The sequence below is a fragment of the Chromobacterium subtsugae genome (assembly GCF_035919665.1).
GTDB lineage: Bacteria > Pseudomonadota > Gammaproteobacteria > Burkholderiales > Chromobacteriaceae > Chromobacterium > Chromobacterium subtsugae.
Genome location: NZ_CP142381.1, coordinates 1,495,844 through 1,521,534 on the forward strand (window position 1 = coordinate 1,495,844; position 25,691 = coordinate 1,521,534).

At 65.0% G+C, this 25,691-nt stretch carries 27 protein-coding genes and 1 pseudogene; 22 read left to right on the plus strand and 6 right to left on the minus strand.

The features are described from left to right. The first annotated feature begins 59 nt into the window (after window positions 1-59). From U6115_RS07345 to U6115_RS07395, 11 genes are all read left to right on the plus strand, one after another. Window positions 60-563: a YceD family protein gene (locus tag U6115_RS07345; RefSeq protein ID WP_043574318.1), complete on the plus strand. Its 504-nt coding sequence runs from the start codon at window positions 60-62 to the stop codon at window positions 561-563. Window positions 564-608: 45 nt separating this feature from the next. Continuing rightward, the gene (gene rpmF, locus U6115_RS07350) at window positions 609-788 is read left to right on the plus strand and encodes a 50S ribosomal protein L32 (RefSeq protein WP_011136965.1); all 180 of its coding nucleotides are present in this window, start codon (window positions 609-611) and stop codon (window positions 786-788) included. Between the two features lie 61 nt (window positions 789-849). Continuing rightward, on the plus strand, window positions 850-1,887 hold the full coding sequence (gene plsX, locus U6115_RS07355; RefSeq protein WP_043574320.1) for a phosphate acyltransferase PlsX: 1,038 nt from the start codon (window positions 850-852) through the stop codon (window positions 1,885-1,887). A 5-nt stretch (window positions 1,888-1,892) separates the two neighbouring features. Then, on the plus strand, window positions 1,893-2,852 hold the full coding sequence (locus tag U6115_RS07360) for a beta-ketoacyl-ACP synthase III (protein ID WP_043574322.1): 960 nt from the start codon (window positions 1,893-1,895) through the stop codon (window positions 2,850-2,852). Between the two features lie 124 nt (window positions 2,853-2,976). Then, window positions 2,977-3,906: an ACP S-malonyltransferase gene (gene fabD, locus U6115_RS07365; RefSeq protein ID WP_043574334.1), complete on the plus strand. Its 930-nt coding sequence runs from the start codon at window positions 2,977-2,979 to the stop codon at window positions 3,904-3,906. A gap of 84 nt (window positions 3,907-3,990) precedes the next feature. Continuing rightward, window positions 3,991-4,728 carry a 3-oxoacyl-ACP reductase FabG gene (fabG, locus tag U6115_RS07370; RefSeq protein WP_043574336.1) on the plus strand — a complete coding sequence of 246 codons (738 nt, stop codon included), beginning with the start codon at window positions 3,991-3,993 and terminating at the stop codon, window positions 4,726-4,728. A gap of 109 nt (window positions 4,729-4,837) precedes the next feature. Next, window positions 4,838-5,080, plus strand: a complete 243-nt coding sequence (gene acpP, locus U6115_RS07375) for an acyl carrier protein (RefSeq protein ID WP_043574342.1) — start codon at window positions 4,838-4,840, stop codon at window positions 5,078-5,080. 165 nt (window positions 5,081-5,245) lie between these two features. Further along, window positions 5,246-6,487 (plus strand): beta-ketoacyl-ACP synthase II, encoded by a 1,242-nt coding sequence (fabF, locus tag U6115_RS07380; protein ID WP_043574344.1) that lies wholly within the window; start codon window positions 5,246-5,248, stop codon window positions 6,485-6,487. A 133-nt stretch (window positions 6,488-6,620) separates the two neighbouring features. Then, window positions 6,621-7,913, plus strand: coding sequence for an aminodeoxychorismate synthase component I (locus tag U6115_RS07385; protein WP_043574346.1), 1,293 nt, complete (start codon window positions 6,621-6,623; stop codon window positions 7,911-7,913). Next, entirely contained in the window at window positions 7,913-8,725 is an 813-nt protein-coding gene (pabC, locus tag U6115_RS07390; protein ID WP_043574348.1) for an aminodeoxychorismate lyase, read from the plus strand. The genes U6115_RS07385 and pabC overlap by 1 nt, the downstream gene beginning before the upstream one ends. 162 nt (window positions 8,726-8,887) lie before the next feature. Then, window positions 8,888-10,069, plus strand: coding sequence for a dicarboxylate/amino acid:cation symporter (locus U6115_RS07395; RefSeq protein ID WP_043574754.1), 1,182 nt, complete (start codon window positions 8,888-8,890; stop codon window positions 10,067-10,069). Window positions 10,070-10,239: 170 nt separating this feature from the next. Here U6115_RS07395 and U6115_RS07400 read toward each other — a convergent pair whose 3' ends face one another. Further along, the gene (locus U6115_RS07400; protein WP_043574350.1) at window positions 10,240-10,503 is read right to left on the minus strand and encodes a DUF4936 family protein; all 264 of its coding nucleotides are present in this window, start codon (window positions 10,501-10,503) and stop codon (window positions 10,240-10,242) included. 94 nt (window positions 10,504-10,597) lie between these two features. Between U6115_RS07400 and U6115_RS07405 the strand changes: the two genes are divergently transcribed. Both U6115_RS07405 and U6115_RS07410 read left to right on the plus strand, forming a co-directional pair. After that, entirely contained in the window at window positions 10,598-11,482 is an 885-nt protein-coding gene (locus U6115_RS07405) for a prephenate dehydrogenase (RefSeq protein ID WP_043574351.1), read from the plus strand. 1 nt (window position 11,483) lies between these two features. Then, window positions 11,484-12,224, plus strand: a complete 741-nt coding sequence (locus U6115_RS07410; RefSeq protein WP_043574352.1) for an SDR family oxidoreductase — start codon at window positions 11,484-11,486, stop codon at window positions 12,222-12,224. Here the strand turns inward: U6115_RS07410 and U6115_RS07415 are convergent. After that, window positions 12,221-13,105 carry a LysR family transcriptional regulator gene (locus U6115_RS07415; RefSeq protein WP_043574359.1) on the minus strand — a complete coding sequence of 295 codons (885 nt, stop codon included), beginning with the start codon at window positions 13,103-13,105 and terminating at the stop codon, window positions 12,221-12,223. The two genes, U6115_RS07410 and U6115_RS07415, sit on opposite strands and share 4 nt — an antisense overlap. Window positions 13,106-13,207: 102 nt before the next feature. Between U6115_RS07415 and U6115_RS07420 the strand changes: the two genes are divergently transcribed. Continuing rightward, window positions 13,208-14,458, plus strand: coding sequence for an MFS transporter (locus U6115_RS07420; protein ID WP_047236746.1), 1,251 nt, complete (start codon window positions 13,208-13,210; stop codon window positions 14,456-14,458). A gap of 60 nt (window positions 14,459-14,518) precedes the next feature. On the opposite strand, the pseudogene mnmA reads toward U6115_RS07420, so the two are convergent. The 3 genes and pseudogenes from mnmA to U6115_RS07435 all read right to left on the minus strand — a co-directional run. Next, window positions 14,519-15,619, minus strand: a pseudogene (gene mnmA, locus U6115_RS07425) (tRNA 2-thiouridine(34) synthase MnmA); the annotation flags it as partial. Continuing rightward, window positions 15,610-16,197, minus strand: coding sequence for a hypothetical protein (locus U6115_RS07430; protein ID WP_230623349.1), 588 nt, complete (start codon window positions 16,195-16,197; stop codon window positions 15,610-15,612). The gene U6115_RS07430 and the pseudogene mnmA, both read right to left, overlap by 10 nt. 25 nt (window positions 16,198-16,222) lie before the next feature. Continuing rightward, the gene (locus U6115_RS07435; protein WP_043574363.1) at window positions 16,223-16,690 is read right to left on the minus strand and encodes an NUDIX hydrolase; all 468 of its coding nucleotides are present in this window, start codon (window positions 16,688-16,690) and stop codon (window positions 16,223-16,225) included. Window positions 16,691-16,749: 59 nt separating this feature from the next. Between U6115_RS07435 and U6115_RS07440 the strand changes: the two genes are divergently transcribed. Next, window positions 16,750-16,950, plus strand: a complete 201-nt coding sequence (locus U6115_RS07440) for a (2Fe-2S)-binding protein (protein ID WP_043574365.1) — start codon at window positions 16,750-16,752, stop codon at window positions 16,948-16,950. A gap of 113 nt (window positions 16,951-17,063) precedes the next feature. Beyond that, a complete protein-coding gene (gene bfr, locus U6115_RS07445; RefSeq protein ID WP_043574367.1) occupies window positions 17,064-17,540 on the plus strand; it encodes a bacterioferritin in 477 nt (158 codons plus the stop codon). Window positions 17,541-17,613: 73 nt separating this feature from the next. Here the strand turns inward: bfr and U6115_RS07450 are convergent, their stop codons facing one another. After that, a complete protein-coding gene (locus U6115_RS07450) occupies window positions 17,614-19,203 on the minus strand; it encodes a YdgA family protein (protein ID WP_230623350.1) in 1,590 nt (529 codons plus the stop codon). Window positions 19,204-19,333: 130 nt separating this feature from the next. Between U6115_RS07450 and U6115_RS07455 the strand changes: the two genes are divergently transcribed. The 6 genes from U6115_RS07455 to U6115_RS07480 all read left to right on the plus strand — a co-directional run bounded on the left by U6115_RS07455 (window position 19,334) and on the right by U6115_RS07480 (window position 25,687). Continuing rightward, window positions 19,334-20,551, plus strand: a complete 1,218-nt coding sequence (locus U6115_RS07455) for a DesA family fatty acid desaturase (RefSeq protein WP_272900405.1) — start codon at window positions 19,334-19,336, stop codon at window positions 20,549-20,551. 167 nt (window positions 20,552-20,718) lie between these two features. Then, a complete protein-coding gene (locus U6115_RS07460; protein WP_043574371.1) occupies window positions 20,719-21,555 on the plus strand; it encodes a class I SAM-dependent methyltransferase in 837 nt (278 codons plus the stop codon). Window positions 21,556-21,669: 114 nt separating this feature from the next. Beyond that, window positions 21,670-23,040, plus strand: a complete 1,371-nt coding sequence (locus U6115_RS07465; RefSeq protein ID WP_043574761.1) for a pyridoxal-phosphate dependent enzyme — start codon at window positions 21,670-21,672, stop codon at window positions 23,038-23,040. Window positions 23,041-23,101: 61 nt separating this feature from the next. Further along, window positions 23,102-24,244 (plus strand): trans-sulfuration enzyme family protein, encoded by a 1,143-nt coding sequence (locus U6115_RS07470; protein ID WP_043574373.1) that lies wholly within the window; start codon window positions 23,102-23,104, stop codon window positions 24,242-24,244. A 52-nt stretch (window positions 24,245-24,296) separates the two neighbouring features. Then, window positions 24,297-24,644, plus strand: coding sequence for a RidA family protein (locus U6115_RS07475; RefSeq protein ID WP_043574375.1), 348 nt, complete (start codon window positions 24,297-24,299; stop codon window positions 24,642-24,644). A gap of 335 nt (window positions 24,645-24,979) precedes the next feature. Further along, window positions 24,980-25,687 (plus strand): hypothetical protein, encoded by a 708-nt coding sequence (locus U6115_RS07480; protein ID WP_080509582.1) that lies wholly within the window; start codon window positions 24,980-24,982, stop codon window positions 25,685-25,687. Window positions 25,688-25,691 lie beyond the last annotated feature (4 nt).

Below are 25,691 nucleotides of genomic sequence, written 5' to 3' on the forward strand. Positions count from 1 at the left end.
CCGTCCTTGCCTTGTTTCTTTTGACAAATCAGGGGAGTGGATTGTAACATGCGAGGTTTATGTCTAAACCGATTTTGATCGACCCGCTCAAGTTCGCCCGGGAAGGGCGTTCGCAGTCCGGCCTGGTGCCGGTTTGCGAACTCGACGAGCGTGTGCACAGCGACCTGTCCGACACCTCCGGCGAGGTGTCGTATCAGCTCACGGGCTTTCGTGACGAGCTGCAGCGCTTCGCGCTGCGCATCCAGCTGGATGCCAAGCTGCAAGTCACTTGCCAGCGCTGCCTGGACGGCATGCCGTTCAGCTTGGCCACCGATTCGGTGATCACGCTGTTTGCCAGCCAGGAAAAGCTGGATGAAGCCTGCGAGCAGGACGAGGAGCTGGACGCCATTCTCGCCGAGCCCGAACTGAACGCGATTGCGCTGATCGAAGACGAAATCATAATGGGCTTGCCGCATTCGCCCAAACACGACGAATGCAGCAGGGATACTCTCTCGCTCGCCAAGGCTGACAAGCCCAACCCGTTTGCGGTGCTGGCGGCGCTTAAGAGACCCAAGTCCGAGTAACCCGGATTCGCATTAGAATCTACTTGAATTTCTTAGGAGTCGACCATGGCTGTTCAACAGAACAAAAAGTCCCCGTCCAAGCGCGGTATGCATCGTGCCCACGATTTTCTGACCGCTCCGGCACTGGCAGTTGAAGCCAGCACCGGCGAGGCCCACCTGCGTCACCACATCAGCCCGAACGGCTTCTACCGTGGCCGCAAGGTTGTGAAGACCAAGGGCGAGTAATTCGCTCCCGTCTTCTCTTCCTTCCCGAACTTAGGTAGGCACTTTTATACCGCAATCGTTGATGACTATCACCGTCGCGGTTGATGCTATGGGCGGTGACGTTGGCCTCAAGGTTACCGTCCCGGCATCGATCCAATTCCTGCAAGACCACCCCGACACCCATCTGATTCTCGTAGGCGACCAGCCAGCCCTGGAGGCGGAACTGGCCCTGCACGACGGTGCCGTGCGTGAGCGCATCCTGATCCAGCACGCCACCCAGGTGGTGGGCATGGACGAGGCGCCTCAGCTCGCCCTCAAGAATAAAAAAGATTCGTCGATGCGGGTGGCGATCAATCTGGTCAAGGAAGGCAAGGCTCAGGCCGCCGTGTCCGCCGGCAATACCGGCGCGCTGATGGCGACCGCCCGCTTCGTCCTCAAGACCATTCCCGGCATAGACCGTCCCGCCATCGCCAAGCTGCTGCCCAATGTCAAGGGCACATCCTGCGTGCTGGATCTGGGCGCGAACGTCGATTGCACCCCGGAACAACTGTTGCAGTTCGGCATCATGGGGTCCGAACTGATGAGCTGCCTGCAAGGGCGGAGCCATCCCAGCGTCGGGCTGCTGAATATCGGCAGCGAAGACATCAAGGGCAACGACAATATTAAAAAGACTGCCGAACTGCTGCGCCAGTCGGAGCTGAATTTCTACGGCAACGTGGAAGGCGACGACATCTGCAAGGGCACGGTGGATGTGGTAGTCTGCGACGGTTTTACCGGCAATGTGGCGCTCAAGACAGCTGAGGGGCTGGCGCACATGTTCGCCGTCTTCCTGAAGGAAGAGTTCGGCCGCAGCTGGTGGACGCGCTTGTGCGCGCTGGCCGCGCTGCCGGTGCTGGCGCTCTTCAAGAAACGCATCGATCCGCGCCGCTATAATGGAGCCAGCTTGCTGGGCCTGCGCGGCATCGTGGTGAAAAGCCACGGCGGCGCCGATGTCACAGGATTCCGTTACGCGTTGGCGCAGGCATGCGAGGAGGCCGGCTCCGACGTGATTGGTCACATCGCCGAACGGGTTGCAAATCAATTAAACAACCTCAAGCAATCCGAGGCAGAAGCGAACTGACAAACATGGGCTATTCCCGCATTCTCGGCACCGGCAGTTATCTGCCATCCCAGGTGCTCACCAATGCGCAATTGGCCGAACGCGTGGATACCAGCGACGAGTGGATCGTTTCTCGCACTGGCATCCGCGCGCGCCATATTGCCGACGATCAGCACAAGACCAGCGACCTCGCGCTGATGGCCGCCAACGCGGCCATCGAAAACGCTGGCATAGACAAGCACGAGATCGACCTGATCATCGTGGCCACCACCACTCCGGACATGATTTTCCCCAGCACCGCTTGCATCTTGCAGGAAAAACTGGGGCTGCCGGGCATTCCCGCCTTCGATGTGCAGGCGGTGTGCGCCGGCTTCATCTACGCGCTCTCCACGGCCAACGCCTACATCAAGAGCGGCATGGCCAAGAAAGCGCTGGTGATCGGCGCCGAGATCATGTCGCGAGTGCTGGATTGGGACGACCGGCGCACCTGCGTGCTGTTCGGCGACGGCGCCGGCGCGGTGGTGCTGGGCGAGTCCGACGAGCCTGGCATCCTGCACGCCAAGCTGGCCGCCGATGGCCGCTACCAGGGCCTGCTCAACACCCCGGCGCAGATTTCCGGCGGCAAGATCCAGGGCATCCCCTACTTGCACATGGATGGTCCGGCGGTGTTCAAGTTCGCCGTCAAATCCTTGTCCGACATCGCCGTTTCCACCTTGAAGGAAGCCGGCGTGGACAAGGCCGCGGTGGACTGGCTGGTGCCGCACCAGGCCAATCTGCGCATCATCGAATCCACCGCCAAGCATTTGGGCCTGGACATGGCGCGGGTGGTGGTGACGCTGCCAACCCAGGGCAATACCTCGGCCGCGTCGATCCCGCTGGCGCTGGACGTGGCGGTGCGTGATGGCCGCATTCAGCGCGGCCACACCGTGCTGCTGGAAGGCATAGGCGGCGGTTTCGCCTGGGGCGCAGTGCTGCTGACATTTTAAAAGTGACGCAATAATGGTGGTTTTGCCGCCAGATCGCCGATAATGACAGGGTTTCTTGATCGGCGTGCTTGGCAATCACCATCGCTTTGCGTCATTCTTTGCGTCGAATTCTCTGGAGTCGACTATGGCTTTTGCTTTTCTGTTTCCGGGTCAGGGCTCGCAAAGCCTGAAAATGATGGACGGCTTCGCCGACCTGCCCGTGGTGCAACACACTTTCGAAGAAGCGTCCGACACGCTGTCGCTGGACCTGTGGGCGATGCTGCAGGCCGACAGCGCCGATGCGATCAACGCCACCGTCAATACCCAGCCCATCATGCTGGCCGCCGGCTATGCCACTTATCTGGCTTGGCAGGAGCTGAACGGCAAGCAGCCGTCGGTGGTTGCCGGCCATAGCCTGGGCGAATACACCGCCCTGGTGGCGGCGGGCGCGCTGCCGTTCGCCGAGGCGGTGAAGCTGGTCCGTTTGCGCGCCGAGGCGATGCAGGCGGCGGTGCCGGTCGGCGTCGGCGCGATGGCGGCGATCCTCAGCCTGTCCGACGACGACATCCGCGCCGCCTGCGCAGAAGCCGCGCAGGGCGAGGTGGTGGAGGCGGTCAATTTCAATTCGCCGGGCCAGGTGGTGATCGCCGGCCACAAAGCCGCCGTCGAGCGCGCGATGGAGCTGTGCAAGGCGCGCGGCGCCAAGCGCGCGCTGCCGTTGCCGGTTTCGGTGCCGTCCCATTGCGCGCTGATGCGCCCGGCGGCGGACCGTCTGGCCGACGCGCTGCGGGATGTGCATTTGAACGCGCCGGCGATTCCGGTGCTGCACAATGCCGATGTCGCCGGCTACAACGACGCCGAGCAGATCCGCGACGCGCTGACGCGCCAGCTGTACATGCCGGTGCGCTGGACCGAAACCATCCAGAAGCTGGCCGCCGACGGCATTTCGCTGATGGCCGAGTGCGGCCCGGGCAAAGTGCTGGCGGGACTCGCCAAGCGCATCGATGGCGACGTCAAGTGCCTGGCGTTGACCGATCGCGCCGCGCTGGAAGCCGCCCGCGACCAGCTGGCCTGACAGGATGAAAACCGGACAGGCCTGGCCCTGCCCGTGGCGGCCCGTACGAACAAGGGCGGGCGCCGACAACAAGGAGACACATTGATGAGTCTGCAAGGCAAAGTGGCGCTGGTGACCGGCGCCTCGCGCGGCATCGGCGCGGCGATCGCCGACGCGCTGCTCGCCGAGGGCGCGGTGGTGATCGGCACCGCCACCTCGGAATCGGGCGCGGCCGCCATCCACGAACGGCTGTCCGCCAAGGGCGGCGCCGGCCGGGTGCTGAACGTGACCGAAGACGGCGCGGTGGAAGCGCTGATCGAATCGGTGGAAAAGGAATTCGGCGCCGTCGCTGTGCTGGTCAACAACGCCGGCATCACCCGCGACGGCCTGCTGATGCGGATGAAGGATGAGGATTGGGACGCCATCATGGATACCAACCTGAAGTCGGTGTTCAAGGCTTCCAAAGCCGTGATGCGCGGCATGATGAAGGCCCGCTCCGGCCGCATCGTCAATATCGCCTCGGTGGTGGGGGCGATGGGCAATGCCGGCCAGGCCAACTACGCCGCCGCCAAGGCGGGCATCATCGGCTTCACCAAGTCGATGGCGCGCGAGGTCGGCAGTCGCAATATCACCGTCAATTGCGTGGCGCCTGGCTTCATCGATACCGACATGACCCGCGCGCTGCCGGAAGCGCAACGCGAAGCGCTGGTTGGCCAGATTTCGCTGGGCCGCCTGGGCGACGCCAAGGATATTGCCGATGCCGTTGTATTTTTGGCGTCGGACCGTGCGGCCTACATTACGGGCCAAACCTTGCACGTTAACGGGGGTATGCTGATGCCATAATCTGGCCCGGCATGCGCCGGGGCGAGATTTAGGTAGGCTGCTCTAATTTTTTTTTGTAGAATACCGGGGTTTTGCTATCCCGAATCAGAAAGGTCAAGGGTTTATACAAATGGAAAACAACATCGAACAGCGCGTCAAGAAGATCGTTGCCGAACAACTGGGCGTGAACGAAGCCGAAGTGAAGAACGAATCCTCCTTCGTTGACGACCTGGGCGCCGACTCGCTCGACACCGTTGAGCTGGTGATGGCTCTGGAAGAAGAGTTCGAGTGCGAAATTCCGGATGAAGAAGCCGAGAAGATCACCACTGTTCAACACGCTGTTGACTACGTTAACGCGAACCTGAACAAATAATCCCTTTTTTCGGGACCAGGACCTCTGCCCGGTGCTGCTTCGGCTCGCCTGCAGAGGTTCTTTTGCTAGAAGGTTCCCAAACGTGCGTTTGAATTATCATATGATTCAGACGAGCGGCAAGGTTTCATGGGGAGACTGCCCTCCCATCTCTCACGGAGATTCTTCGTGTCCAAACGCAGAGTTGTAGTAACCGGCCTGGGCCATGTGTCCCCGGTCGGCAATGATGTCGCCACCGGCTGGGCCAATCTGGTCGCCGGCAAGAGCGGCATCGCCAAGATCACCCGTTTCGACGCCAGCGACATGGCGTGCCAGATTGCCGGCGAGGTCAAGGATTTCGACATCGCCCAATACATCTCGCCGAAAGAAGCGCGGCGAAACGACCTGTTCATCCATTACGGCATCGCCGCGGCGCTGCAGGCGGTGACGGATGCGGGGCTGGACGACATTCCGGGCTTGGACAAGACCCGGGTCGGCGTCAATATCGGTTCCGGCATCGGCGGCTTGCCGCTGATCGAGGAAACCGGCGTGGCGCTGATGGAAGGCGGCCCGCGCAAGATCGGCCCGTTCTTCATCCCGGGCTCGCTGATCAACCTCATCGCCGGCCAGGTATCCATCCTGAAGGGCTATCAGGGTCCCAGCTACGGCATCGTGTCCGCCTGCACCACCGGCGCGCACTGCATCGGCGACGCCGCTCGCCTGATCCAGTACGGCGACGCCGACATCATGGTGGCTGGCGGCGCCGAAGGCGCGGTATCGCGCCTGGGCATCGGCGGCTTCGCCGCGATGAAGGCGATGTCCACCCGCAACGATGATCCGGCCGCCGCCTCCCGTCCGTGGGACAAGGGCCGCGACGGCTTCGTGATGGGCGAGGGCGCCGGCGTGCTGGTGCTGGAAGAGTACGAGCACGCGGTGAAGCGCGGTGCCAGGATCTACGCCGAGCTGATCGGCTTCGGCATGAGCTCCGACGCGCACCATATCACCGCGCCGAGCGCCGAGGGCCCGGCCCGCGGCGTGGCCAACGCGCTGCGCGACGCCGGCATCAACGCCGACGCGGTGCACTACGTGAATGCGCACGGCACTTCCACGCCGCTGGGCGACGCCAACGAAACCCAGGCGATCAAGATGGCTTTCGGCGACCACGCCAAGAAGCTGGTGGTCAACTCCACCAAGTCGATGACCGGCCACTTGTTGGGCGGCGCCGGCGGCGTGGAGGCGATCTACACCATCCTGGCGATCCACAAGCAGGTATCGCCGCCGACCATCAACTTGGTCGAGCAGGATGTGGAGTCGGGCTGCGATCTGGATTACGTGGCCAACACCGCGCGCGACATGAAGATCGAGGTGGGCATCTCCAACTCCTTCGGTTTCGGCGGCACCAACGGCACCCTGGTGTTCAAACGCGTCTGATCGCCTGCCGGCGATTGACAGAGCGAACCGCTGCGCTACACTCGCAGCGGTTTTCTTTTTTTCCGGCGCCGCGCGCAAGGCTGCCGCCGGAGGTCGCAAATCAGTGCCGGGCCTTGCCGGCCCAGGACTTTGGATGTTCACCCAGAAACTCGACTTCATTCCCGACCTGCTGGCCCTGCATGCCGCGGACCGCGAACACTTTCCCTATCTGATGCAGTCGTCCGGCGACAGCGGCTGGGACCTGCTGCTGATGCAGAGCGAGCGGCGCGTGTTCATGGCAGGCGAGGGGCAGGCCTTCCTCGACGCCCTGCGCGCGTTCCGCCCGCAGCCGGTGTCCAACCCGCATGAGCTGCCCTTTGTCGGCGGCTGGTTCGTCTACCTGGCCTACGACCTGCTATCCGAATTCGAGCCGCATGTGCCGGCCGCCTTGCCGGACAGTTTCCCGCTGGCGGTATGGGCGCGCACGCCGGCGGCGGTGCTGGTGGACCGCGCGAAAAACGAAGCCTGGCTGGTAGGCGAGAGCGCCGAGGACTGGCACGCGCTGGAGCGGCTGGTCGCGCATCAGCCCGATTTTCAGGCGCGGCCGGTGGAACTGGCGGCGTTGGAGGAGGATCCGCCCGAGTGGTATACCGAGGCGGTGGCGCGCCTGAAGCGCTACATCTACGAAGGCGACGTGTTCCAGGTGAACATCTCGCGGGGCTGGCGCGCCGAGCTGGCCGACGGCATCGCCGCGCCCGACCTGTTCGCCGCCCTGCGCCGCGCCAATCCGGCGCCGTTTTCGGCGCTGGCCGACTTCGGCGATGCGCAGATCGTCAGCTCGTCGCCGGAGCGGCTGGTGCGGGTGCGGGATGGCTGGGCGGAAACCCGGCCCATCGCCGGCACCCACCCGCGCTCGAAAGACCCGGCCGAGGACGCCGAATTGAAAAAACGGCTGATCAGCAGCGTCAAGGAGCGCGCCGAGCACGTGATGCTGATCGACCTGGAGCGCAACGACCTGGGCCGCATCAGCCGGCCGGGCACGGTAGAGGTGAACGAACTGATGGCGGTGGCCAGCTACGCTTACGTGCACCATATCGAATCCAACGTCCGCGGCAAGCTGCGCGACGAGGTGGCGCCGGCGGATGTGCTGCGCGCGCTGTTCCCGGGCGGCACCATCACCGGCTGCCCCAAGGTGCGCACCATGCAGATCATCCGCGAGCTGGAAAACAGCGCGCGCCGGGCCTATACCGGCAGCCTCGGCTATCTGAACCGCGACGGCACCATGGACTTCAACATCCTGATCCGCACTTTCATGCAGGAAGGCAATAAGCTTCGCTTCCGCGCCGGCGGCGGCATCGTCGCCGACTCCGACCCCGAGCGCGAGCTGCAGGAAACCCGCCACAAGGCGCGCGGTTTGCTGCGCGCGCTGGGCGTGGAGCAGGCCTGATGGCGATGCTGGTCAACGGCCTGCCGGCCGAGGCAGTGTCGGCGCTGGACCGCGGCCTCGCTTACGGCGACGGCGTGTTCCGCACGCTGCAGCTGCGCGACGGCCGGCCGCGGCTGTGGCGCTGGCAGTACGCGCGGCTGGCCGACGACGCCGCCCGGCTGGCATTGCCGCTGCCGGACGAGCAACTGCTGCTGGATGAGCTGGCGGCGCTGGGGCGCGAGCATCCGCTGGCGGTGGGCAAGATCACGCTGACCCGCGGCGTCGGCGCGCGCGGCTACGCGATGGCGGCGGCGGGCGAGCCCACCCGCATCGTGTCGGCGGCGCCATGGGCCGGCTACCCGGAGGAATACGGCGAGCGGGGCGTGAGCGCGCGCTGGTGCGAACTCAGGCTGTCCTTGCAGCCCCGGCTGGCCGGCGTCAAGCATCTGAACCGGCTGGAGAGCGTGCTGGCGCGTTCGGAATGGAGCGATCCGGCCATTCAGGAAGGCCTGCTGCTCGACCAGGACGGCTGGCTGGCGGAAGGCACCATGAGCAATGTGTACCTGCTGCGCGACGGCGTGATCCACACCCCCTTGCTGGATCGCTGCGGCGTAAACGGCGCGGTGCGGGATTGGTTGACAGAAAATGTTTCAAGTTTCGGACTTGAATTTACAGAATCGAGACTTTGTCCCGCCGATTTGATTGACGCTGACGCGGTGTTTCTCTCCAATAGCCTGATAGGCCTCTGGCCGGTGGCCCGCCTGGGCGACCGCGCCTGGACGCCTTCCCCTTTGCTGCAGACGCTGCGGCAAGCCTTATTACAACAAGCCTGATGCGTTGCGCCGGAGGGACTGCCGGCGCGATGTTCCGCTTGCCGCTTCGGCAGGCTCCCCCTTCTTTCGCCCGCACCGGCCATTCAGGCCGGCGGGATGGTTTTGCCTCGGCATGGCCGCATGGAAGGGCGGCAGGCTGGACAAGCTGACAAGAGGTTGCCTGTGAAGTTGATCCTGAAGTTGCTGGCCGGCATGGCGCTAGGCATCGCGCTGGGCCTGTGCGCGCCCGCGCCGCTGCTGTCGCTGTTGCTGACGTTCAAGGGCCTGTTCGGCCAATTCATCGGTTTCATGATCCCGCTGATCATCGTGTTCTACATCATGAGCGGCATCGCCGCGCTGGAGAGCGGATCGGGCCGGATGCTAGGCTGGACCGTAGGCCTCGCCTACGCGTCCACCGTGCTGTCCGGGGCGCTGGCTTTCGCCGCGGCGTCGACCATCCTGCCGCAATGGGTGGGCGAGGCCGCCGCCGCGCCCGCCGCCGCGGCGCAGGCCGCGCCGTTGTTCAAGCTGGAGATCAAGCCGCTGTTCGACGTGATGACGGCGCTGATGCTGGCCTTCGTATTCGGCCTGGGCATCGCCGCCACCGGCGCGGCGCGGCTGCGCGAGATGGCCGAGCAGGGCAAGGACATCGTCGAGAAGGTGCTGGCCCGCGTGCTGGTGCCGCTGCTGCCGGCCTACATCGCCTGCGTGTTCGCCGAGATGGCCGCCGCCGGCAGCGCGCTGGACACCTTGAAGACCTTCGGCGCGGTGCTGCTGTTGGCGATCGGTCTGCACGCGCTGTGGCTGGCGCTGCTGTACGGCGCCAGCGGCCTGTTGTTGGGGCGCAACCCGTTCGCGTTGCTGCGGGCGATGCTGCCGGCCTATTTCACCGCATTGGGCACCATGTCGTCCGCCGCCACCATCCCGGTGGCGCTGCGTTCGGCCGGCGCCATGAAAGTGTCGGCGCCGGTGGGGAATTTCGTGATGCCGCTGTGCGCCACCATCCACCTGTGCGGCTCCACCATCACCCTGGTCAGCTGCGCCACCGCGGTGATGCTGATGACCGGCGGCCTGGCGGTGCCGGGCTGGGAAGTGATGCTGCCTTTCATCCTGCTGCTGGGGGTGACCATGGTGGCGGCGCCGGGCGCGCCGGGCGGCGGCGTGATGGCGGCGCTGGGCATTCTGTCCAGCGTGCTGGGTTTCCCGGAGGCCAGCCTGGCGTTGATGATCGCGCTGTATCTGGCGCAGGACAGCTTCGGCACCGCCTGTAACGTGGCCGGCGACGGCGTGATCGCGCTGTGGGTGGACCGGCTGGCCGGCCGGGCCGGGCAGGGCTGCGCCGCGGCGGCGCCCCAGCGCGGCTGAAGGTGATTTGCTAAGCAGAACAAGTGATTTTGGCCGGCGGCCATCGTTGCGTATATTGGCTGCCTGGCCGCATGACTTGCCGCTCGGCGCGCAAGGTTTCGGTTTCTCTCGTATCGTGTTTGTTTGACAGGCCGGGCCATGTGCCCGGCCTTTTTCTTGTCCGGCGCGTTTTAAAGCGGCTGGAACCATTCCTGATGCGCGGCCAAGCTCTCCAGCCCGTGCCGGCGGCGCGCAGCCAGCCAGGCGGCGAGGAAGGCGTCGCGGTCGTCAATGTCCGGATACACCTCCATCCAGGTGTCGGCGTCATCGCAGCGGCGCAGCAACTGCCCGGGCCAACCGGCGGCGGCCAGTTCCGCGTGCAGCGCGCGCAACTGTTCCAGCAGCGCGCCGCGATCGGCTCCAACCTTGAAATAGCAATACAGCGTCGGCTTCATCCGCGTCTCCCGGCCATGGGCTGGCCATGGCGGCAAAATCGCTTATGATAGACCTTCGTGCCGTCGTTGGGGCGGCCAGGACAAGGGGAGCGCAGTGCAGCAGCAGATAGACACCCTGGTGGTGGCGGGCGTCGGCCTGATCGGCGGGTCGTTCGCGCTGGCCTTGAAGCGGGCCGGACGGGTGCGACGGGTGATAGGCGTGGGCCGCACGCTGGCCAACCTGGAGCGGGCGCTGGCGCTGGGGGTGGTGGACGAGATCAGCCAGGACATCGCCGCGGCGGCGCCGCGCGCCGACCTGGTGCTGCTGGCGTCGCCGGTGGGGCAGATGGGCGCCTTGATGGCGGCGCTGGCGCCCGGCTTGCGTCCCGGCGCCATCGTCACCGACGGCGGCAGCACCAAGAGCGATGTGGCCGCGCTGTACCGCCGGCACCTGCCCGACCATCTGCCGTGGTGCGTGCCGGCGCATCCTATCGCCGGTTCCGACATGTCGGGCGCGGTGGCGGCCCAGTACGGCTTGTACGAAAACCGCCGCGTGGTGCTGACGCCGCTGGCCGAAACCGCGCCCGAGGCGGCGGAGACGGTAGCGGCGTTGTGGCGCGCCTGCGGCGCGGAGATCCACAGCATGAGCGCCGCCGAGCACGACGCGGTGTTCGCCAGCGTCAGCCATTTGCCGCACTTGCTGGCCTTCGCTTATGTCGACCGGGTGGCGGCCAAGGACAACGCCGAGCGCTGCTTCGATTTCGCCGCCACCGGCTTTCGCGATTTCACCCGCATCGCCGGCAGCCACCCGGAAATGTGGACCGACATCAGCTTGGCCAACCGCGACGCGCTGCTGGCCGAACTGGCCGACTACCGCGCCGGGCTGGAACGTCTGAGCGCCATGCTGGCGGGCGGCGACGCCGCCGGGCTCCAACAGCTTTTCAGCGAGGCGCGCGGCGTGCGCACCCGCTGGCATCAGCAATTCCTGAGGAGGGGCTAGGGTGGACGGCAAGGTAGCCCTGGTGACCGGCGGCACGCGCGGCATCGGCGCGGCGACGACCCGGCTGCTGGTCGCCGCCGGCTGGCGGGTGGCGGCGAACTATCGCGCCGACGAGGCCAGCGCCGCCGCGCTGAAAACGGAACTGGGCGATGCGGTGGAGTTGTTCCGCGCCGACGCGTCGGACGAGCGGGCCATCGTCCGCCTGTTCGACGACGCGTTGTGCCATTACGGCCGGCTGGACGGCCTGGTCAACAACGCCGGCGTCACCGCGCCGATGTGCCGGCTGGAGGATTACAGCGCCGAGCGGGTGGAGCGGGTGTTGCGCGTCAATGTGCTGGGGCCGCTGCTGTGCTGCCGCGAGGCGGTGCGGCGCATGTCGACCCGCCACGGCGGCGATGGCGGCGCCATCGTCAACGTGTCGTCGGCCGCGTCGCGGCTGGGCTCTGCCGGCGAATACATCGATTATGCCGCCAGCAAGGGCGCGATAGACACGCTGACTTTGGGCCTGGCGCGCGAGGTGGCGGAGGAGGGCATCCGCGTCAACGCGGTGCGCCCGGGCTTGATCGAGACCGGCATCCACGCCGCCAGCGGCGAAGCGGGCCGGGTGGCGCGGCTGGCGCCGTCGGTGCCGTTGCGGCGCGGCGGCCGGGCGGAGGAGGTCGCCGAGGCCATCGTCTGGCTGCTGTCCGACGCGGCCTCGTTCTGCACCGGCAGCCTGCTGGACGTGTCCGGCGGCCGCTAGTCTTTGGCCACGCCGGCCAGGAAATGCGCCACCAGCGGCGATGTTTCGTCGCGGCGGGTGGCGATGCCCATCGCCAGGTAGGCGTCGCTGTCCGATAGCGGCACGTAGCGCACTGCCGGAATCTGCACGCATTCCAGCGGCGAGGGCAGGATGGCGATGCCGACGCCGGCCGCCGCCAGGCCGATCTGGGTGATCGCTTCGCCGGCCTCCTGCACCACGTTCAACTCCAGCCCGTTCTGTCGCGCCAGCTGCAGCACCACGTCGCGCAGGCCGGCGCCGGACTCGCGCGGATAGCCTATCAGCGGCTCGCGCGCCAGATCCGCCAATGCCAGGCTGGCGGCGCCGGAGAGCGGATGGGCCAGGGGCAATACCGCCAGCAGCCGGTCGCGGTGCAATTCTTCCACCTGGATCAGCGGGCTGGGCGTCGGGCCGTTGAAACGGACGAAGCCTAGGTCCAGCTGCTTTTTTTCCAGCGCTTCGAACTGGCCGGCGGTGAACATTTCGCGCAAGGTCAGCCGCACATCCGGGTAGGCCTCGCGGTAGCGGTGCAGGCTGCGGTGCAGAATCGGCGTCAGCGGCAGCGACGAGGTGAAGCCTATGCGCAGCTCGCCGGTTTCTCCATTGGCGGCGCGGCGGGCGGCCACCATGGCGGCGGCGCTGTCGGCCAGAATCTGCCGCGCGCGCGGCAGGAATTGGCGGCCGGCGGCGGTCAGTTCCACCTTGCGCTGGTGGCGGAGGAACAGCGCCACCCCCAGTTCCGCCTCCAGCGCCTGGATCTGCTGGCTCAGCGGCGGCTGGCCGATGTGCAGCCGTTCGGCGGCGCGGGTGAAGTGCAGTTCTTCCGCCACCGCCAGGAAATAGCGCAGATGCCTGAGTTCCATATTTGATATTTTAAAAGTATTAATTGCTGTTGAAATATATATTGGACTGGAGGAAAGGCCAAGCCTAAGCTGACAGCATCGCAAGCCTGATGAGATTTTGCCGTGTCCGCCCCCGCTTCCTCCGCGCTGCCTTCCGCCGTTCTTGCCGCCGCATCCGCGGCGGGCAAGCTGCAGGCCGGCACGCCGGCTTTCCGCTCCACCTCCCGCGCGATGTTCGTCGGCGGTTTCTGCACCTTCGCCATGCTGTACAGCACCCAGCCGTTGATGCCGGTGTTCGCTCATGATTTCGGCCTGACGCCGGCCGCGGCCAGCGGCGCGGTGTCGATGGCCACCGGCGCGTTGGCCATCAGCCTGATTCCCGCCAGCCTGCTGTCCGACCGCTTCGGCCGCCGTGCGCTGATGAACGGCGCGCTGGGCTTGGCCGCCTTGCTGATGCTGCTGTCGGTCTTCGTCGACGGCTTCGGGCCTTTCCTGTTCTTGCGCGCCTTGTTCGGCGTAGCGCTGGCGGGCTTGCCGGCGGTGGCGATGGCCTATCTGAGCGAGGAGGTGGATGGCAAGTCGCTCGGCCACTCGATGGGCCTTTACATCGCCGGCAACGCCTTGGGCGGCATGTGCGGCCGCTTCCTGGCCGCGGTGCTGGCCGACCATTTCGGCTGGCGCGGCGCGCTGCTGGCCTTGGCGTTGCTGGGTTGCGCCGGGGCCTGGCTGTTCTGGCGCTGGCTGCCGCCGTCGCGCCATTTCCAGCCGCGGCGGCAGGATTTTGGCCGGCTGCGGCGCGAGCTGGCGGCGGTGGCGCGCGACGGCGGGCTGCCCTGGCTGTTCCTGGCCGCCTTCCTGCTGATGGGCTGTTTCGTCAGCCTGTACAACTACCTGGGCTTCCGTCTGCTGGCCGCGCCGTTCGGCCTGAGCCAGAGCGCGCTGGCGCTGGTGTTTTCCTTGTACGTGGTGGGCATCTGGGCATCGGCCTGGGTGGGCAGGCTGGCCGACAGGCTGGGCCGCCGCAACGTGCTGTGGCTGATGGTGGCGCTGATGCTGGCCGGCCTGGCGCTGACGCTGGCCGACACGCTGTGGCTGCTGGTGCCGGGCATCGCCTTGTTCACCTTCGGCTTCTTCGCCGGCCATTCGGTGGCCAGCAGCTGGGTGGGCTTGCGGGCGAGGGAGGCGAAGGCGTTGGCTTCGGCCCTGTACCTGTGCTGCTATTACCTGGGCTCCAGCGTGTACGGCTCGGTTTCCGGCCTGATGTGGGGCGGCGGCGGCTGGCTGGGCGTGGCGGCGGCGTTGGCGGCGGGATTGTCGGCGCTGCTGGCGGCGGCGTTGTGGCTGCGCCGGCTGCAGCCGTTGTCGCAGGGCTGAGGCCGGGCGAAATGAAAAAGCCCCGCGTGCGCTACGCGGGGCAGTGTCGTTTGGGGCGGCTTACTGGATGATGCCGCCGCCCAGGCAGATGTCGCCGTCGTACAGCACGGCCGACTGGCCCGGCGTCACCGCCCATTGCTTTTCGCGGAAGGTCAGGCTGGCCTGGCCGTCGACGATAGGAGACAGGCTGCAGCCGGCGTCTGCCATCCGGTAGCGGTTTTTCGCGCTGTAGTCGCCGGGCTTGGGCGCGTCCGGCAGCGTCCAGCTGAGGTCGGCCATCGACAGCGTGGGTTTGAGCAGCAGCGGGTGGTCATGGCCTTGCACCACGATCAGCCGGTTGCCCGGGATGTCCTTGCCGGCGACGAACCAAGGCTCGCCGTTGCCGTCGCGCGAACCGCCTATGGTCAGGCCCTTGCGCTGGCCCAGCGTGTAGTACATCAGGCCGATGTGCTCGCCCACCGTCTTGCCGTCCGGCGTCACCATGGCGCCGGGCGAGGTGGGCAGGTAGCGTTTCAGGAATTCACGGAAGGGACGCTCGCCGATGAAGCAGATGCCGGTGGAGTCTTTCTTGGCCGCGGTGGGCAGGCCGGCTTCCTCGGCCAGCTTGCGCACCTCGGTCTTGCGGATGTCGCCCAGCGGGAACATGGCTTTGGCCAGCTGGTGCTGCTGCAGCCGGTACAGGAAGTAGCTCTGGTCCTTGGTGTGGTCCACCGCCTTCATCAGGTAGTGGGTGCCGTCCTTTTCCAGCTTGCGCGCGTAGTGGCCGGTGGCGATGCAGTCGGCGCCCAGTTCCATCGCGTAATCGAGGAAGGCCTTGAACTTGATCTCGGCGTTGCATAGCACGTCGGGGTTCGGCGTGCGGCCGGCCGAATATTCCTTCAGGAAGTACGAGAACACGCGGTCCTTGTATTCCTTGGCGAAGTTGACGATTTCCATGTCGATGCCGACGATGTCGGCCACGCTCATCGCGTCCAGCGCGTCCTGCTTGATCGAGCAGTACTCGTCGTCGTTGTCGTCTTCCCAGTTTTGCATGAACACGCCGATCACCTCATGGCCTTGCTGCTTCAAGAGCCAGGCGGTCACCGACGAATCCACGCCGCCGGACATGCCGACGACTATGCGTTTCTTACCCGTCACGGGCGTTTCCTTCCTTACTTTTGCTGGCCTGACGCGTCAGGCGCGGACACGGCCGGCGGCTCGTATCCCTTCATCCAAATCGAAAGGGGAACCACCACGGGCGGTTCCCCGAAATCCCTGAACCAGGTGTCCACCGCCCAGTCCTGGCCGGCGGCGATGTCGTGCAGCACGCCGGTGTAATGTAGATCCAGTATCCACGGCGCTCTCCATGCAGGTGGCGCCGCATGGTGGAATTTCAACCAGCCCTGTCGGTCGAGATAGCCGAGAAAAGCGGTGACGTTGCTGCTGTGGTCGACGCAATCCATCCGGCCTTCGGCCGGGCCGTCATGGAAATTGCCGCCCTTGTCCTGCCAGATGGGAGTGTCGCGCGCGGCGATGCGGTATAGCGCGACGACTGCGTCGCTGACCGCTTCGCGTTCGGCGGCGGCGGAGCCGGCGCGCGCCAGGCGGGCGGCCAGCCAGTCGCGGGCCTCTTCGGAAATTTCAAAGTAGGCTTGTCTGGAACAACGGTAATGATAACAGATGTTTAAGCCATCGGCGCGGGCGGCGGCGGGAAGCAGGCACAGCAGAATCAACAGCAATGGCGTCAGGCATGGCGGCATGGGCGGGCATCCGGTTGGGGGCGGGTCAGCGCAGGTCGCGTATCAGATCGAGAGGGTAGCGGACGCCGGCGATGTAGTCGGCCAGGCAGCTCAGCACCACCGGGCTGCGCAGCCGGGCTTGCTGGGCCTGGATCTCCTGGTGGCTGAGCCAGTGCACGGCGACGATGCCGGCATCGAGCGCGGCGGGTTGTTGCGGCGGCGTCGCGCTGCCGTGGAAGGCGAAGCGCAGATAGGTGATGTCGCTGCCGGGGCGGTCGGCCAGGTAGATGCCGGTCAGTCCCTGCGGCGTAAAGCGCCAGCCGGTTTCCTCGCGGGCTTCGCGCTCCACCGCCTGCAGCAGCGTTTCGCCGGGTTCCAGATGCCCGGCCGGCTGGTTCAGCCGCAGGCCGTCGGCGGTGTCTTCCTCCACCATCAGGAAGCGGCCGCCGCGTTCGACAATGGCGGCGACGGTAGCGTTGGGCTTCCACTCTCTTTGCAGGTTATTGACAATCATTCTTGTTTGTCTCTATGATGATGATAACTATTCTTGATTGTAAGCCGAAGGGGGCTCACATGTACGTTTGCCTGTGCAATGCAGTGACCGACAGCCAGATCCGCCAGGCCGTCCATGCCGGCGCCAGCCGCATGTGCGATCTGCGCCGCGAGCTGGGCGTCGCTTCCGATTGCGGCAAGTGCGCATGCATGGCCAACCAGGTGCGCAAGGACGCCCAGGCCGAACTGGCCGTCTGCTCGGTGGCCCGCACCGCCGCCTGAGCGTTTTTCTCCTTCCTCTGCGCCGGCTCCACGCGCCGGCCGGCCGCATTTCCGCCTTGAGACTCGCCCTCGCTGTGCCATAATGCCTTGATAATTTCCCTGGAGGATACGGCATGCAAGGCGACAAGAAGGTCATCAAATACCTGAATCAGATTCTCAGGAACGAACTCACCGCGATCAACCAGTATTTTCTGCATGCGCGCATGTTCAAGAACTGGGGCCTGAAGAAGCTCAACGAGCACGAATACGAAGAATCCATCGATGAAATGAAGCACGCCGACAAGCTGATCGAGCGCGTGCTGTTTCTGGAAGGCCTGCCGAATCTGCAGGATCTGGGCAAGCTGCACATCGGCGAAACCCCGCATGAGATGCTGCAGTGCGACCTGAAGCTGGAGATGGAGGCGCTGCCGCTGCTGCGCGAGGCGATCGCCTACTGTGAAACCGCCAAGGACTATGTGACCCGCGACCTGCTGGAAGACATTCTGGAGAGCGAGGAAGAGCATGTGGACTGGCTGGAGACCCAGCTCGACCTGATCGAGCGCGTCGGCATCCAGAACTACCTGCAAAGCCAGATGGACGACGCGTCCTGATTTCGCTCGGAATCGGCGCGCCATGAAAAAGGGCTGTCATCAGACAGCCCTTTTCACATCCGGCGTTTGTCGCTTACTTCTTGGCCGGCGAGGCCGCCGGCGCCGAGGCGTCCGTCGGCTCCTCGCTTTCCTCCCAGGGCAGGGCGACCTTCTTCTTGTGGATGGTCAGGCCCTGGGCGCTGTAGTTGAGCTCGGTGGAGATCTGCCCGTTTTCCTCGACGATGTAGTCCTGCGCCTTCCATTGCGCCAGCTGGCTGTCCAGCAGGCTCTTGGCCAGGTCGTCCACTTCCTGCATGTTCGGCTGGTCTTCCGCGGTGTGGTCGACGGTGAACAGGTTGCGGAACTGGGTCTGCACCAGGTTCTCCAGCGTCTGCCGCGGCAGGCTGGCCTTGGCTTCGACGGTGAAGCGCTTCGCCAACTGGGTGAAGTCGTTCAGGTCGGCCGAGGTGAAGCCGTGGATGCCGGCGCTGGCCTGCAGCGTCGCTTCGCCGGTCGGCATCTTCAGGTAGAACTCGTTGATCAGCACCTTGGGGCTGTTTTCCAGCAAGGGCCCGATATTCCTCTTGAGGGTGTCGACGTACTGGCGGCGCAACACCGCCGGGTCCACGCCTTCGAACGGGATCTGGCCGATGGCCTTGTCCAGCTGGGCCAGCGTGCGGCCGTGCAGGTGATTGACCGCCACATCCAGCCGCAGCGGGCCATAGCGGTTGGCGTTGAAGCTCAGCTCGGCGAAGTTGACCTTGCCGCGGCTGTTGATGAAGTCGTCCTGCTCGCTGGTGACGATCTGGTAGCTGAAGTTCTTCAGCGCCACCGAGGAGGGCTTGAACTCGCCGGACGGGTTGACGAATTCGCCGACGCGGACGCGGGTCATCAGGTAGATCAGCTCGTTCAGCTTGATGCTGTACGGCACGCTCTCGCGCGAACTGAGCTGGACGTTGCCTATGGTCAGCTCGCTGGTGCCCAGCTTGATGTCGGTGTTGCCCGGGCGCATGTCGGACAGGTAGCGGACGCCCTCGAACGACACCGTGCCCTTGCTGGCGGCTTCCAGCAGGAAGCCCGGCGACAGCGCCTCGGTCTTGTATTCCTTGTAGCCGTTGGCGTAGTCGACCTTCAGGTCGAAGCCCTTCCACTTCATCTTGACGCCGGACAGCGCCTCTTCGTAGTCGAAGGCGGGCACGTTGACGTCGAGCAGGCCGCCGCCGCTGAAACCGATGTGGTTGGTGATGGTGATCGGCTCCTTGTCGCCGAAGAAGGTCTTCAGCGTCTTGCGGGTGGAGTCGCTCATCGCGAATTCAGTCTTCACCAGCGCCCAGCCCGGACGGAAGTGGAAGCCGGACAGCCCGGGCAGCGGGCCGTGCTGGACATGATTGGTGAACTTGATGGTGGCGTTCAGCAAGGGCTTCATATTGTCCGGCAGCATGTTTTCATACGGGCCGGACAAATGGCGGTTGAACACCAGCTCGGTGGTCTCGGTGGACGAGAACCAGCCGCGTTCGTAGCTGTGCGATTTGACCTTGAACAGCGGCAGGCTGGCCAGCATCCGGTGCTGTTCCTGCAGGGTGTCTTCGGCTTTGACGCCTGCCAAGTAGCTAGAGGCTGCATACAGGACAAACAGGCCACCGAGGGTGGCGCCGGCAATGATCAGTCGACGTTTTGGCAACACTAGTATTTTTCTGCACTAGGGTGAAATGATGCCCTATGGTACACCAATGCACCGATGGATGCGCTGCCTGGCGCGTTGCGCGGCCAAATTTGACTCTGCATGGCGGCGGGGCTTGCTATAGAATAGAGCTTTGTATCTAAACACCGGACGCATCGAATACATGAACCTGAACTGGCTCAACGGTCTCTTGGATCTGCCATGGTGGGGCAATATCGTCGCCGCCCTGATCCTGACCCACATCACCATCGCCTCGGTCACGATTTTCCTGCACCGCCACCAGGCCCACCGCGCGTTGGACCTGCACCCGGCCCCCAGCCATTTCTTCCGCTTCTGGCTGTGGCTGACCACCGGCATGGTGACCAAGCAGTGGGCGGCCATCCACCGCAAGCACCATGCGCGCTGCGAAACGCTGGAAGACCCGCACAGCCCGCAAGTGCTGGGCATCAAGAAGGTGCTGTGGGAAGGCGCGGAGCTGTACCGCGCGGCCTGCAAGGACCAGTCCATCATGGACAAGTTCGGCCACGGCACGCCGGATGATTGGCTGGAGCGCAACGTCTACAGCCGCCACAACGCCAAGGGCATCGTGCTGATGCTGATCATCGACCTGGCGCTGTTCGGGCCGATCGGCCTGTCGATCTGGGCGGTGCAGATGGTGTGGATCCCGTTCTGGGCGGCAGGCGTGATCAACGGCCTCGGCCACTTCTGGGGCTACCGCAATTTCGAGAACGAGGACGCCTCCACCAATCTGGTGCCTTGGGGCATTCTGGTCGGTGGCGAAGAGCTGCACAATAATCACCATACTTTCGGCACTTCGGCCAAGCTGTCGTATAAATGGTACGAATTCGACATCGGCTGGATGTACATCCGCATCCTGGAAATGCTGGGCCTCGCCACCGTCCGCAAGGTGGCGCCGCAACTGGCGCAGGATCCGTCCCGTCCGCAGCTGGACCTGGAGCATTTGCAGGCCATCGTCGCCAATCGCTACGCCATCGCCGCGCGCTACGCCCGCGAGCTGCGCGACGAATACCACGCCGAGCTGGGCAAGCTCAGTCTGCCGGAGCTGCCGCAGGTGAATCTGCCGCGCAAAATGAAAATATGGCTGAAGCAGGACGCCAAGGACACGCCGGAGGACGAGCGCTTGCAACTGGCCCGTCTGCTCGAGCAAAGCCAGGTGCTGGCCACCATCTACAATATGCGCCAGGAACTGACCCGGCTGTGGGAGCGCTCCAACCTCAGCCGCGAGCAATTGCTGAAGGAATTGCAGGACTGGTGCGCCAGGGCGGAGGCTTCCGGCATCGCCGCGCTGCAGCGCTTCTCGCTGAGTCTGCGCCAGACCGCGCTCGCCTGATCCTGACGCGCTGGGCAAAGCAAACCCGCATCTGCCGATGCGGGTTTTTTCATGCGCGCACGGATGTTAGAGTTTTTTTCTATATTCAAATTTCAAATGAAATTTGATTTTAAAATACTCATTGGAAATATAATGGCCACCTGATGTTTACTGGGACGAGGTGGAAGATGAGTGCATTGCAACTGGCGGAAACGCAGGCCGATCTGCCCTATATCCATGGGTTTTCCGCGGCCGAGCAGGCGCGGCTGGTGCGCCAGGCGCGCTTTTCCGAAGCGATGGTGTATCGCGATGTCGATTTCTCCGGCGTGGAGCGCTTGCTGGAGGTGGGCTGCGGCGTCGGCGCGCAAACCGAGATCCTGCTGCGCCGCTATCCGGAGCTGGCCATCACCGGCATAGACTTCAGCCAGCGTCAGCTGGCGGTGGCGCGCCAGCGTTTGCAGGGCAGCCCCTATCACGAGCGGGTTCGCCTGCAGCATATGGACGCCGAGGACCTGGACTTCGCGCCGGCCAGCTTCGACGCCGCTTTCCTGTGCTGGATACTGGAGCACGTGCATGCGCCGGAGCGCGTGCTGGCCGAGGTGCGGCGGGTGCTCAAGCCGGGCGCGCGGCTGTACGCGACCGAGGCGATGAACGCCTCCTTCTTCCTGGCGCCGTATTCCCCCAATCTGCAGCAATACTGGCTGGCTTTCAACGACCATCAGCTGTCGGTGGGCGGCGACCCCTTCGTCGGCGCCAAGCTGGGCAACATCCTGCAGCGGCTTGGCTTCCGCCAGGTGGAGACGCAGGTGAAGACCTGGCATCTGGACAGCCGCGAACCGCACCGCCGCCAGCTGGTGCTGGATTACTGGACCGAGCTGCTGTTGTCGGCAGCCGACCAGCTGATCGAGGCGGGCAGGGTGGACAGCCATCTGGTCGAAACGATGACGCGCGAGTTGCGGCAGTTGCGCAGCGATCCGGAACTGGTGTTCTTCTATAGCTTCATGCAGGCGAGCGCCGTGGTCTGAGCCGCGGCAAGGCCGGGGACTGATGCCGGCTGGTTTTTCGAGTAGAAATTTTTTTGCTTTTTATATAACAAAAAATTACTTATAGTAATTTTATAATAGCCGGGAGTTTTGATCATGAAAGACGATTCCGTCCTGTCGCTGATAGGCAATACCCCCTTGGTCCGCGTCTCCCATCTGGACACCGGGCCGTGCGAGCTGTACCTGAAGCTGGAGAGCCATAACCCGGGCGGTTCGATCAAGGACCGCATCGCCCTGACGATGATAGAGGCGGCCGAGCGCGATGGTTTGCTGAAGCCCGGCGGCACCATCATCGAGGCCACCGCCGGCAATACCGGCCTGGGCCTGGCGCTGGTGGCGGCGCAGAAAGGCTATCCGCTGATCCTGGTGGTGCCGGACAAGATGAGCCGCGAGAAAATCCTGCACCTGCAGGCATTGGGCGCGCAGGTGCGGCTGACCCGCTCCGACGTGGGCAAGGGCCACCCGGAGTATTACCAGGACCTGGCCGCGCGCATCGCCGCGGAAACGCCGGGAGCCTGCTACATCGACCAATTCAACAATCCCGCCAATCCGCTGGCGCACGAAACCACCACCGGGCCGGAAATCTGGCGGCAGATGAACGGCGAGGTGGATGCGGTGGTGGTAGGCGTCGGTTCCAGCGGCACCCTGACCGGCCTGACCCGCTTTTTCCGCGCCAAGGCGCCGGGCACCGCCTTCGTGCTGGCCGATCCGGTGGGTTCGGTGATGGCCGATTATGTCGAAACCGGCAGCTTCGGCCAGGCCGGCAGCTGGCTGATCGAGGGCATAGGCGAGGACTTCATTCCGCCGCTGACCGACCTGTCCATGGTGAAGCGCGCCTTCCGCATCAGCGATCAGGAAAGCTTCGATACCGCGCAGGAATTGCTGCGCGCCGAAGGCATTCTGGCAGGCTCTTCGTCCGGCGCGCTGCTGGCGGCGGCGCTGCGCTATTGCCGCGAGCAAACCGAACCCAAACGGGTGGTCACGCTGGTGTGCGACAGCGGAAACAAGTATCTGTCCAAGATGTACAACCGCGACTGGCTGGTGGACCAGGGCATGCTGAGCTTGCCGGTAGTGGGCGGTCTGACCGATCTGATCGTGCGCCGCCACCAGGACGGCAGCACCGTGTCTTGCCATCCGGATGAGGCGCTGTCCGTCGCCTACCAGCGCATGCGCCTGCACGACGTATCGCAGCTGCCGGTGCTGAAGGACGACAAGGTGGTGGGCATCCTGGATGAATGGGACCTGCTGCTGTCGGTGCACGGCGAGCCGGAGAATTTCCGCCAGAACGTCGACAGCGCGATGAGCAGCCATGTGCAGACGCTGTCGCCGCAGGCCTCGCTGCAGGACTTGCTGCAGGTATTCAACGCCGGCCACATCGCGCTGATAGTCGACAAGGGCCGCTATCTGGGCCTGATCACCCAGGCCGACTTGCTGGCGTTCTGGCGCCGCCAGCCGCGCGCCGCCTGAACCGTTTTCCCGCCCCGGCCGCTTGCGCCGGGGCGCATGATTTTCAGAAAAGGACAGAAACATGACCGATTTCCACACCCTGGCTGTGACCGCCGGCGCCCACGAAGACCCGTTCGGCGCGGTGATGCCGCCGATCTACGCCACCTCCACTTATCGCCAGCGCGCGCCGGGCGAGCACACCGGCTACGAGTACTCGCGTTCGCAGAACCCGACCCGCGAAGCGCTGGAGCGCGCGGTGGCCGAACTGGAAGGCGGCGCGCGCGGCTACGCTTTCGGTTCCGGCCTGGCGGCGATTTCCACCGTGCTGGAATTGCTGCCGGCCGGCAGCCACCTGATCGCGGTCAACGATCTGTACGGCGGCACCTACCGCCTGTTCGAAAAAGTGCGCAAGGCCAGCGCCAATCTGGAAGTGACCTACGTCGCTTCCGAAGACAGCGCCGCGCTGGAAGCTGCCATCCGGCCGAACACCCGGATGATCTGGGTGGAAACGCCGTCCAATCCGCTGAACCAGCTGGTGGACCTGCAGCAGGTATCCGCCATCGCCCGCCGCCACGGCCTGATCGGCGTGGTCGACAACACCTTCGCCTCGCCGGTCAACCAGCGGCCGCTGGACTTCGGCTTCGACATCGTCGTGCATTCCGCCACCAAGTATCTGAACGGCCACTCCGACGTGGTGGCCGGCGTGGCGGTGGTCAGCCGCGACAAGCCGGAGCTGGCCGAACAGCTGGCCTTCCTGCACAACGCGGTGGGCGCCATCCTGGACGCCTTCCCCAGCTTCCTGGTGTTGCGCGGGCTGCGCACGCTGGCGCTGCGCATCGAGCAGCACAACCGCAATGGCCTGGCCGTCGCGCGCTGGCTGGAAGCGCAGCCGTGGGTGGAAAAAGTGCTGTATCCGGGCCTGGAGAGCCATCCGCAGCATGAGCTGGCGCGCCGCCAGATGCAGGGCTACGGCGGCATCGTGTCGTTCTACCTGAAAGGCGACGTCAAGGCCTTCCTGGCCAAGCTCAAGCTGTTCGCGCTGGCGGAGAGCCTGGGCGGCGTGGAAAGCCTGGTGTGCCTGCCGGCGGCGATGACGCACGCCTCCATCCCGGCCGAGCGCCGCGCCGCGCTGGGCATCCACGACAACCTGATCCGGCTGTCGGTCGGCGTCGAGGGCGAGGCGGCGCTGATCGCCGATCTGGAGCAGGCGCGGCGGGACAGCTGAGCGCAATGCCGCTAGAATCGACGGCGACAACCCACCGCATATGGAGAACGATATGAGCATCTACCGTCACAAGCAGGGCGCCCGCCTGGCCGAGGCCGTGGTCAGCAACGGACTGATCTTCCTGGCCGGCCAAGTGCCGGAAAACACCGACGCCGACGCCCGCGCGCAGACGGAAAACGTGCTGGGGCAGATCGACGCCCTGTTGAAGGAACTGGATTCCGACAAGAGCAAGATCGTCGACGTCACCATCTTCCTGGCCAGCCTGGCCGATTACGACGCGATGAACGCCGCCTGGGACGCCTGGGTGCCGGCCGGCCACGTGCCCGCCCGCGCCACGGTGGAAGCCAAGCTGGCCAATCCGGCCTGGAAGGTGGAGATCAAGCTGGTCGCCGCGCGCTGAGCTGCCGCATCGTTCGTTCAAAGCCCGCTGCCGTCAGGCCGCGGGCTTTTTCTTTTCGCGTTTGGCTAAGGGGGATTTCGGCTTGCGGCGGTGGCGGCGTGGCGGCTTCGATACTGGCCTTCCGGGCAGGAATGACTTGGGCGGGCGCTTTAATTTTCGCGCGCAAGTTCATGTAAATTATTGAGTTTCAAAATAAAAATCAAAACATTGTACCTAATTGGCATTGTTGCTCTGCTGATTAGCGGTCGCTATGACTAGCAATGTATGCGCCGGACATAATCCGCCCGCATCCAGCCATGCACGGCAACCGCATCCCAACCCAGGAGAGCCGACACATGCAGTCCAAATCCTTGATCGCGGCAGTCTTGTTCAGTCTTGCCGCCCTGGCCGGCGGGCCAGCCGGCGCGCAACCCGCGCCGTTTTCCGTCTCGTCGCAAACCGCGGCGGAGGCCGCCGCCGCGGCCAGCCGCGGCCTGGCGCAATTCGCCCGGCAAAATCTGCTGGACTTCGGCGCCAGGTTGCCGGCGGGCTTCCCGCTGGATGTCGCCGACGGGCGGGAGCTGCCCGCCCTGCGCATCGGCCCCGGCTTTCCGGTGTACAGCGTAGACCCGCAGCAATTGCTGGCGGGCAACGGCGACATCAGCCAGCTGATGGCGCCGACCGGCAGCTGGCGTTTCGTCGTCTATCTGCGACAGCAGGCGGTGGGCCTGGTGACGGTGGAGCAGGTGGGTGGCCATTGGGAGGCGGTATCGTATGGCGCCGCCGGATTGGCCAAGAGCCTGGAGTCGCTGCAGGCGGCTTATGGCAACGCCGAACGCAGCAACACCCGCTTTGTCAGGGTGTATCAGGCGCAATCCGACTTCCTCGAGGTGAGTCCGGCCGGGGGCGGCAAACCGCGCTTCGCCGCGCTGGCCTCGGCCTACGCGTCGCTGGCGCTCAAACCCCAGGCGGCCGGCGCCGTCGGCAATGGCCTGATGGATAGCGCCGACTTCATCGAGCCGCTGCGCGCCGCGGTGCGCAACAACCTTTCCCGTTTCCGCTGATCCG

Excerpts from the sequence above, each read along its gene's own strand:
- U6115_RS07345 (WP_043574318.1), top strand. The coding sequence starts at position 60 with ATGTCTAAACCGATTTTGATCGACCCGCTCAAGTTCGCCCGGGAAGGG.
- rpmF (WP_011136965.1), top strand. The coding sequence starts at position 609 with ATGGCTGTTCAACAGAACAAAAAGTCCCCGTCCAAGCGCGGTATGCAT.
- plsX (WP_043574320.1), top strand. The coding sequence starts at position 850 with ATGACTATCACCGTCGCGGTTGATGCTATGGGCGGTGACGTTGGCCTC.
- U6115_RS07360 (WP_043574322.1), top strand. The coding sequence starts at position 1,893 with ATGGGCTATTCCCGCATTCTCGGCACCGGCAGTTATCTGCCATCCCAG.
- fabD (WP_043574334.1), top strand. The coding sequence starts at position 2,977 with ATGGCTTTTGCTTTTCTGTTTCCGGGTCAGGGCTCGCAAAGCCTGAAA.
- fabG (WP_043574336.1), top strand. The coding sequence starts at position 3,991 with ATGAGTCTGCAAGGCAAAGTGGCGCTGGTGACCGGCGCCTCGCGCGGC.
- acpP (WP_043574342.1), top strand. The coding sequence starts at position 4,838 with ATGGAAAACAACATCGAACAGCGCGTCAAGAAGATCGTTGCCGAACAA.
- U6115_RS07385 (WP_043574346.1), top strand. The coding sequence starts at position 6,621 with ATGTTCACCCAGAAACTCGACTTCATTCCCGACCTGCTGGCCCTGCAT.
- pabC (WP_043574348.1), top strand. The coding sequence starts at position 7,913 with ATGGCGATGCTGGTCAACGGCCTGCCGGCCGAGGCAGTGTCGGCGCTG.
- U6115_RS07400 (WP_043574350.1), bottom strand. The coding sequence starts at position 10,503 with ATGAAGCCGACGCTGTATTGCTATTTCAAGGTTGGAGCCGATCGCGGC.
- U6115_RS07415 (WP_043574359.1), bottom strand. The coding sequence starts at position 13,105 with ATGGAACTCAGGCATCTGCGCTATTTCCTGGCGGTGGCGGAAGAACTG.
- U6115_RS07430 (WP_230623349.1), bottom strand. The coding sequence starts at position 16,197 with ATGCCGCCATGCCTGACGCCATTGCTGTTGATTCTGCTGTGCCTGCTT.
- U6115_RS07435 (WP_043574363.1), bottom strand. The coding sequence starts at position 16,690 with ATGATTGTCAATAACCTGCAAAGAGAGTGGAAGCCCAACGCTACCGTC.
- U6115_RS07440 (WP_043574365.1), top strand. The coding sequence starts at position 16,750 with ATGTACGTTTGCCTGTGCAATGCAGTGACCGACAGCCAGATCCGCCAG.
- bfr (WP_043574367.1), top strand. The coding sequence starts at position 17,064 with ATGCAAGGCGACAAGAAGGTCATCAAATACCTGAATCAGATTCTCAGG.
- U6115_RS07460 (WP_043574371.1), top strand. The coding sequence starts at position 20,719 with ATGAGTGCATTGCAACTGGCGGAAACGCAGGCCGATCTGCCCTATATC.
- U6115_RS07465 (WP_043574761.1), top strand. The coding sequence starts at position 21,670 with ATGAAAGACGATTCCGTCCTGTCGCTGATAGGCAATACCCCCTTGGTC.
- U6115_RS07470 (WP_043574373.1), top strand. The coding sequence starts at position 23,102 with ATGACCGATTTCCACACCCTGGCTGTGACCGCCGGCGCCCACGAAGAC.
- U6115_RS07475 (WP_043574375.1), top strand. The coding sequence starts at position 24,297 with ATGAGCATCTACCGTCACAAGCAGGGCGCCCGCCTGGCCGAGGCCGTG.
- U6115_RS07480 (WP_080509582.1), top strand. The coding sequence starts at position 24,980 with ATGCAGTCCAAATCCTTGATCGCGGCAGTCTTGTTCAGTCTTGCCGCC.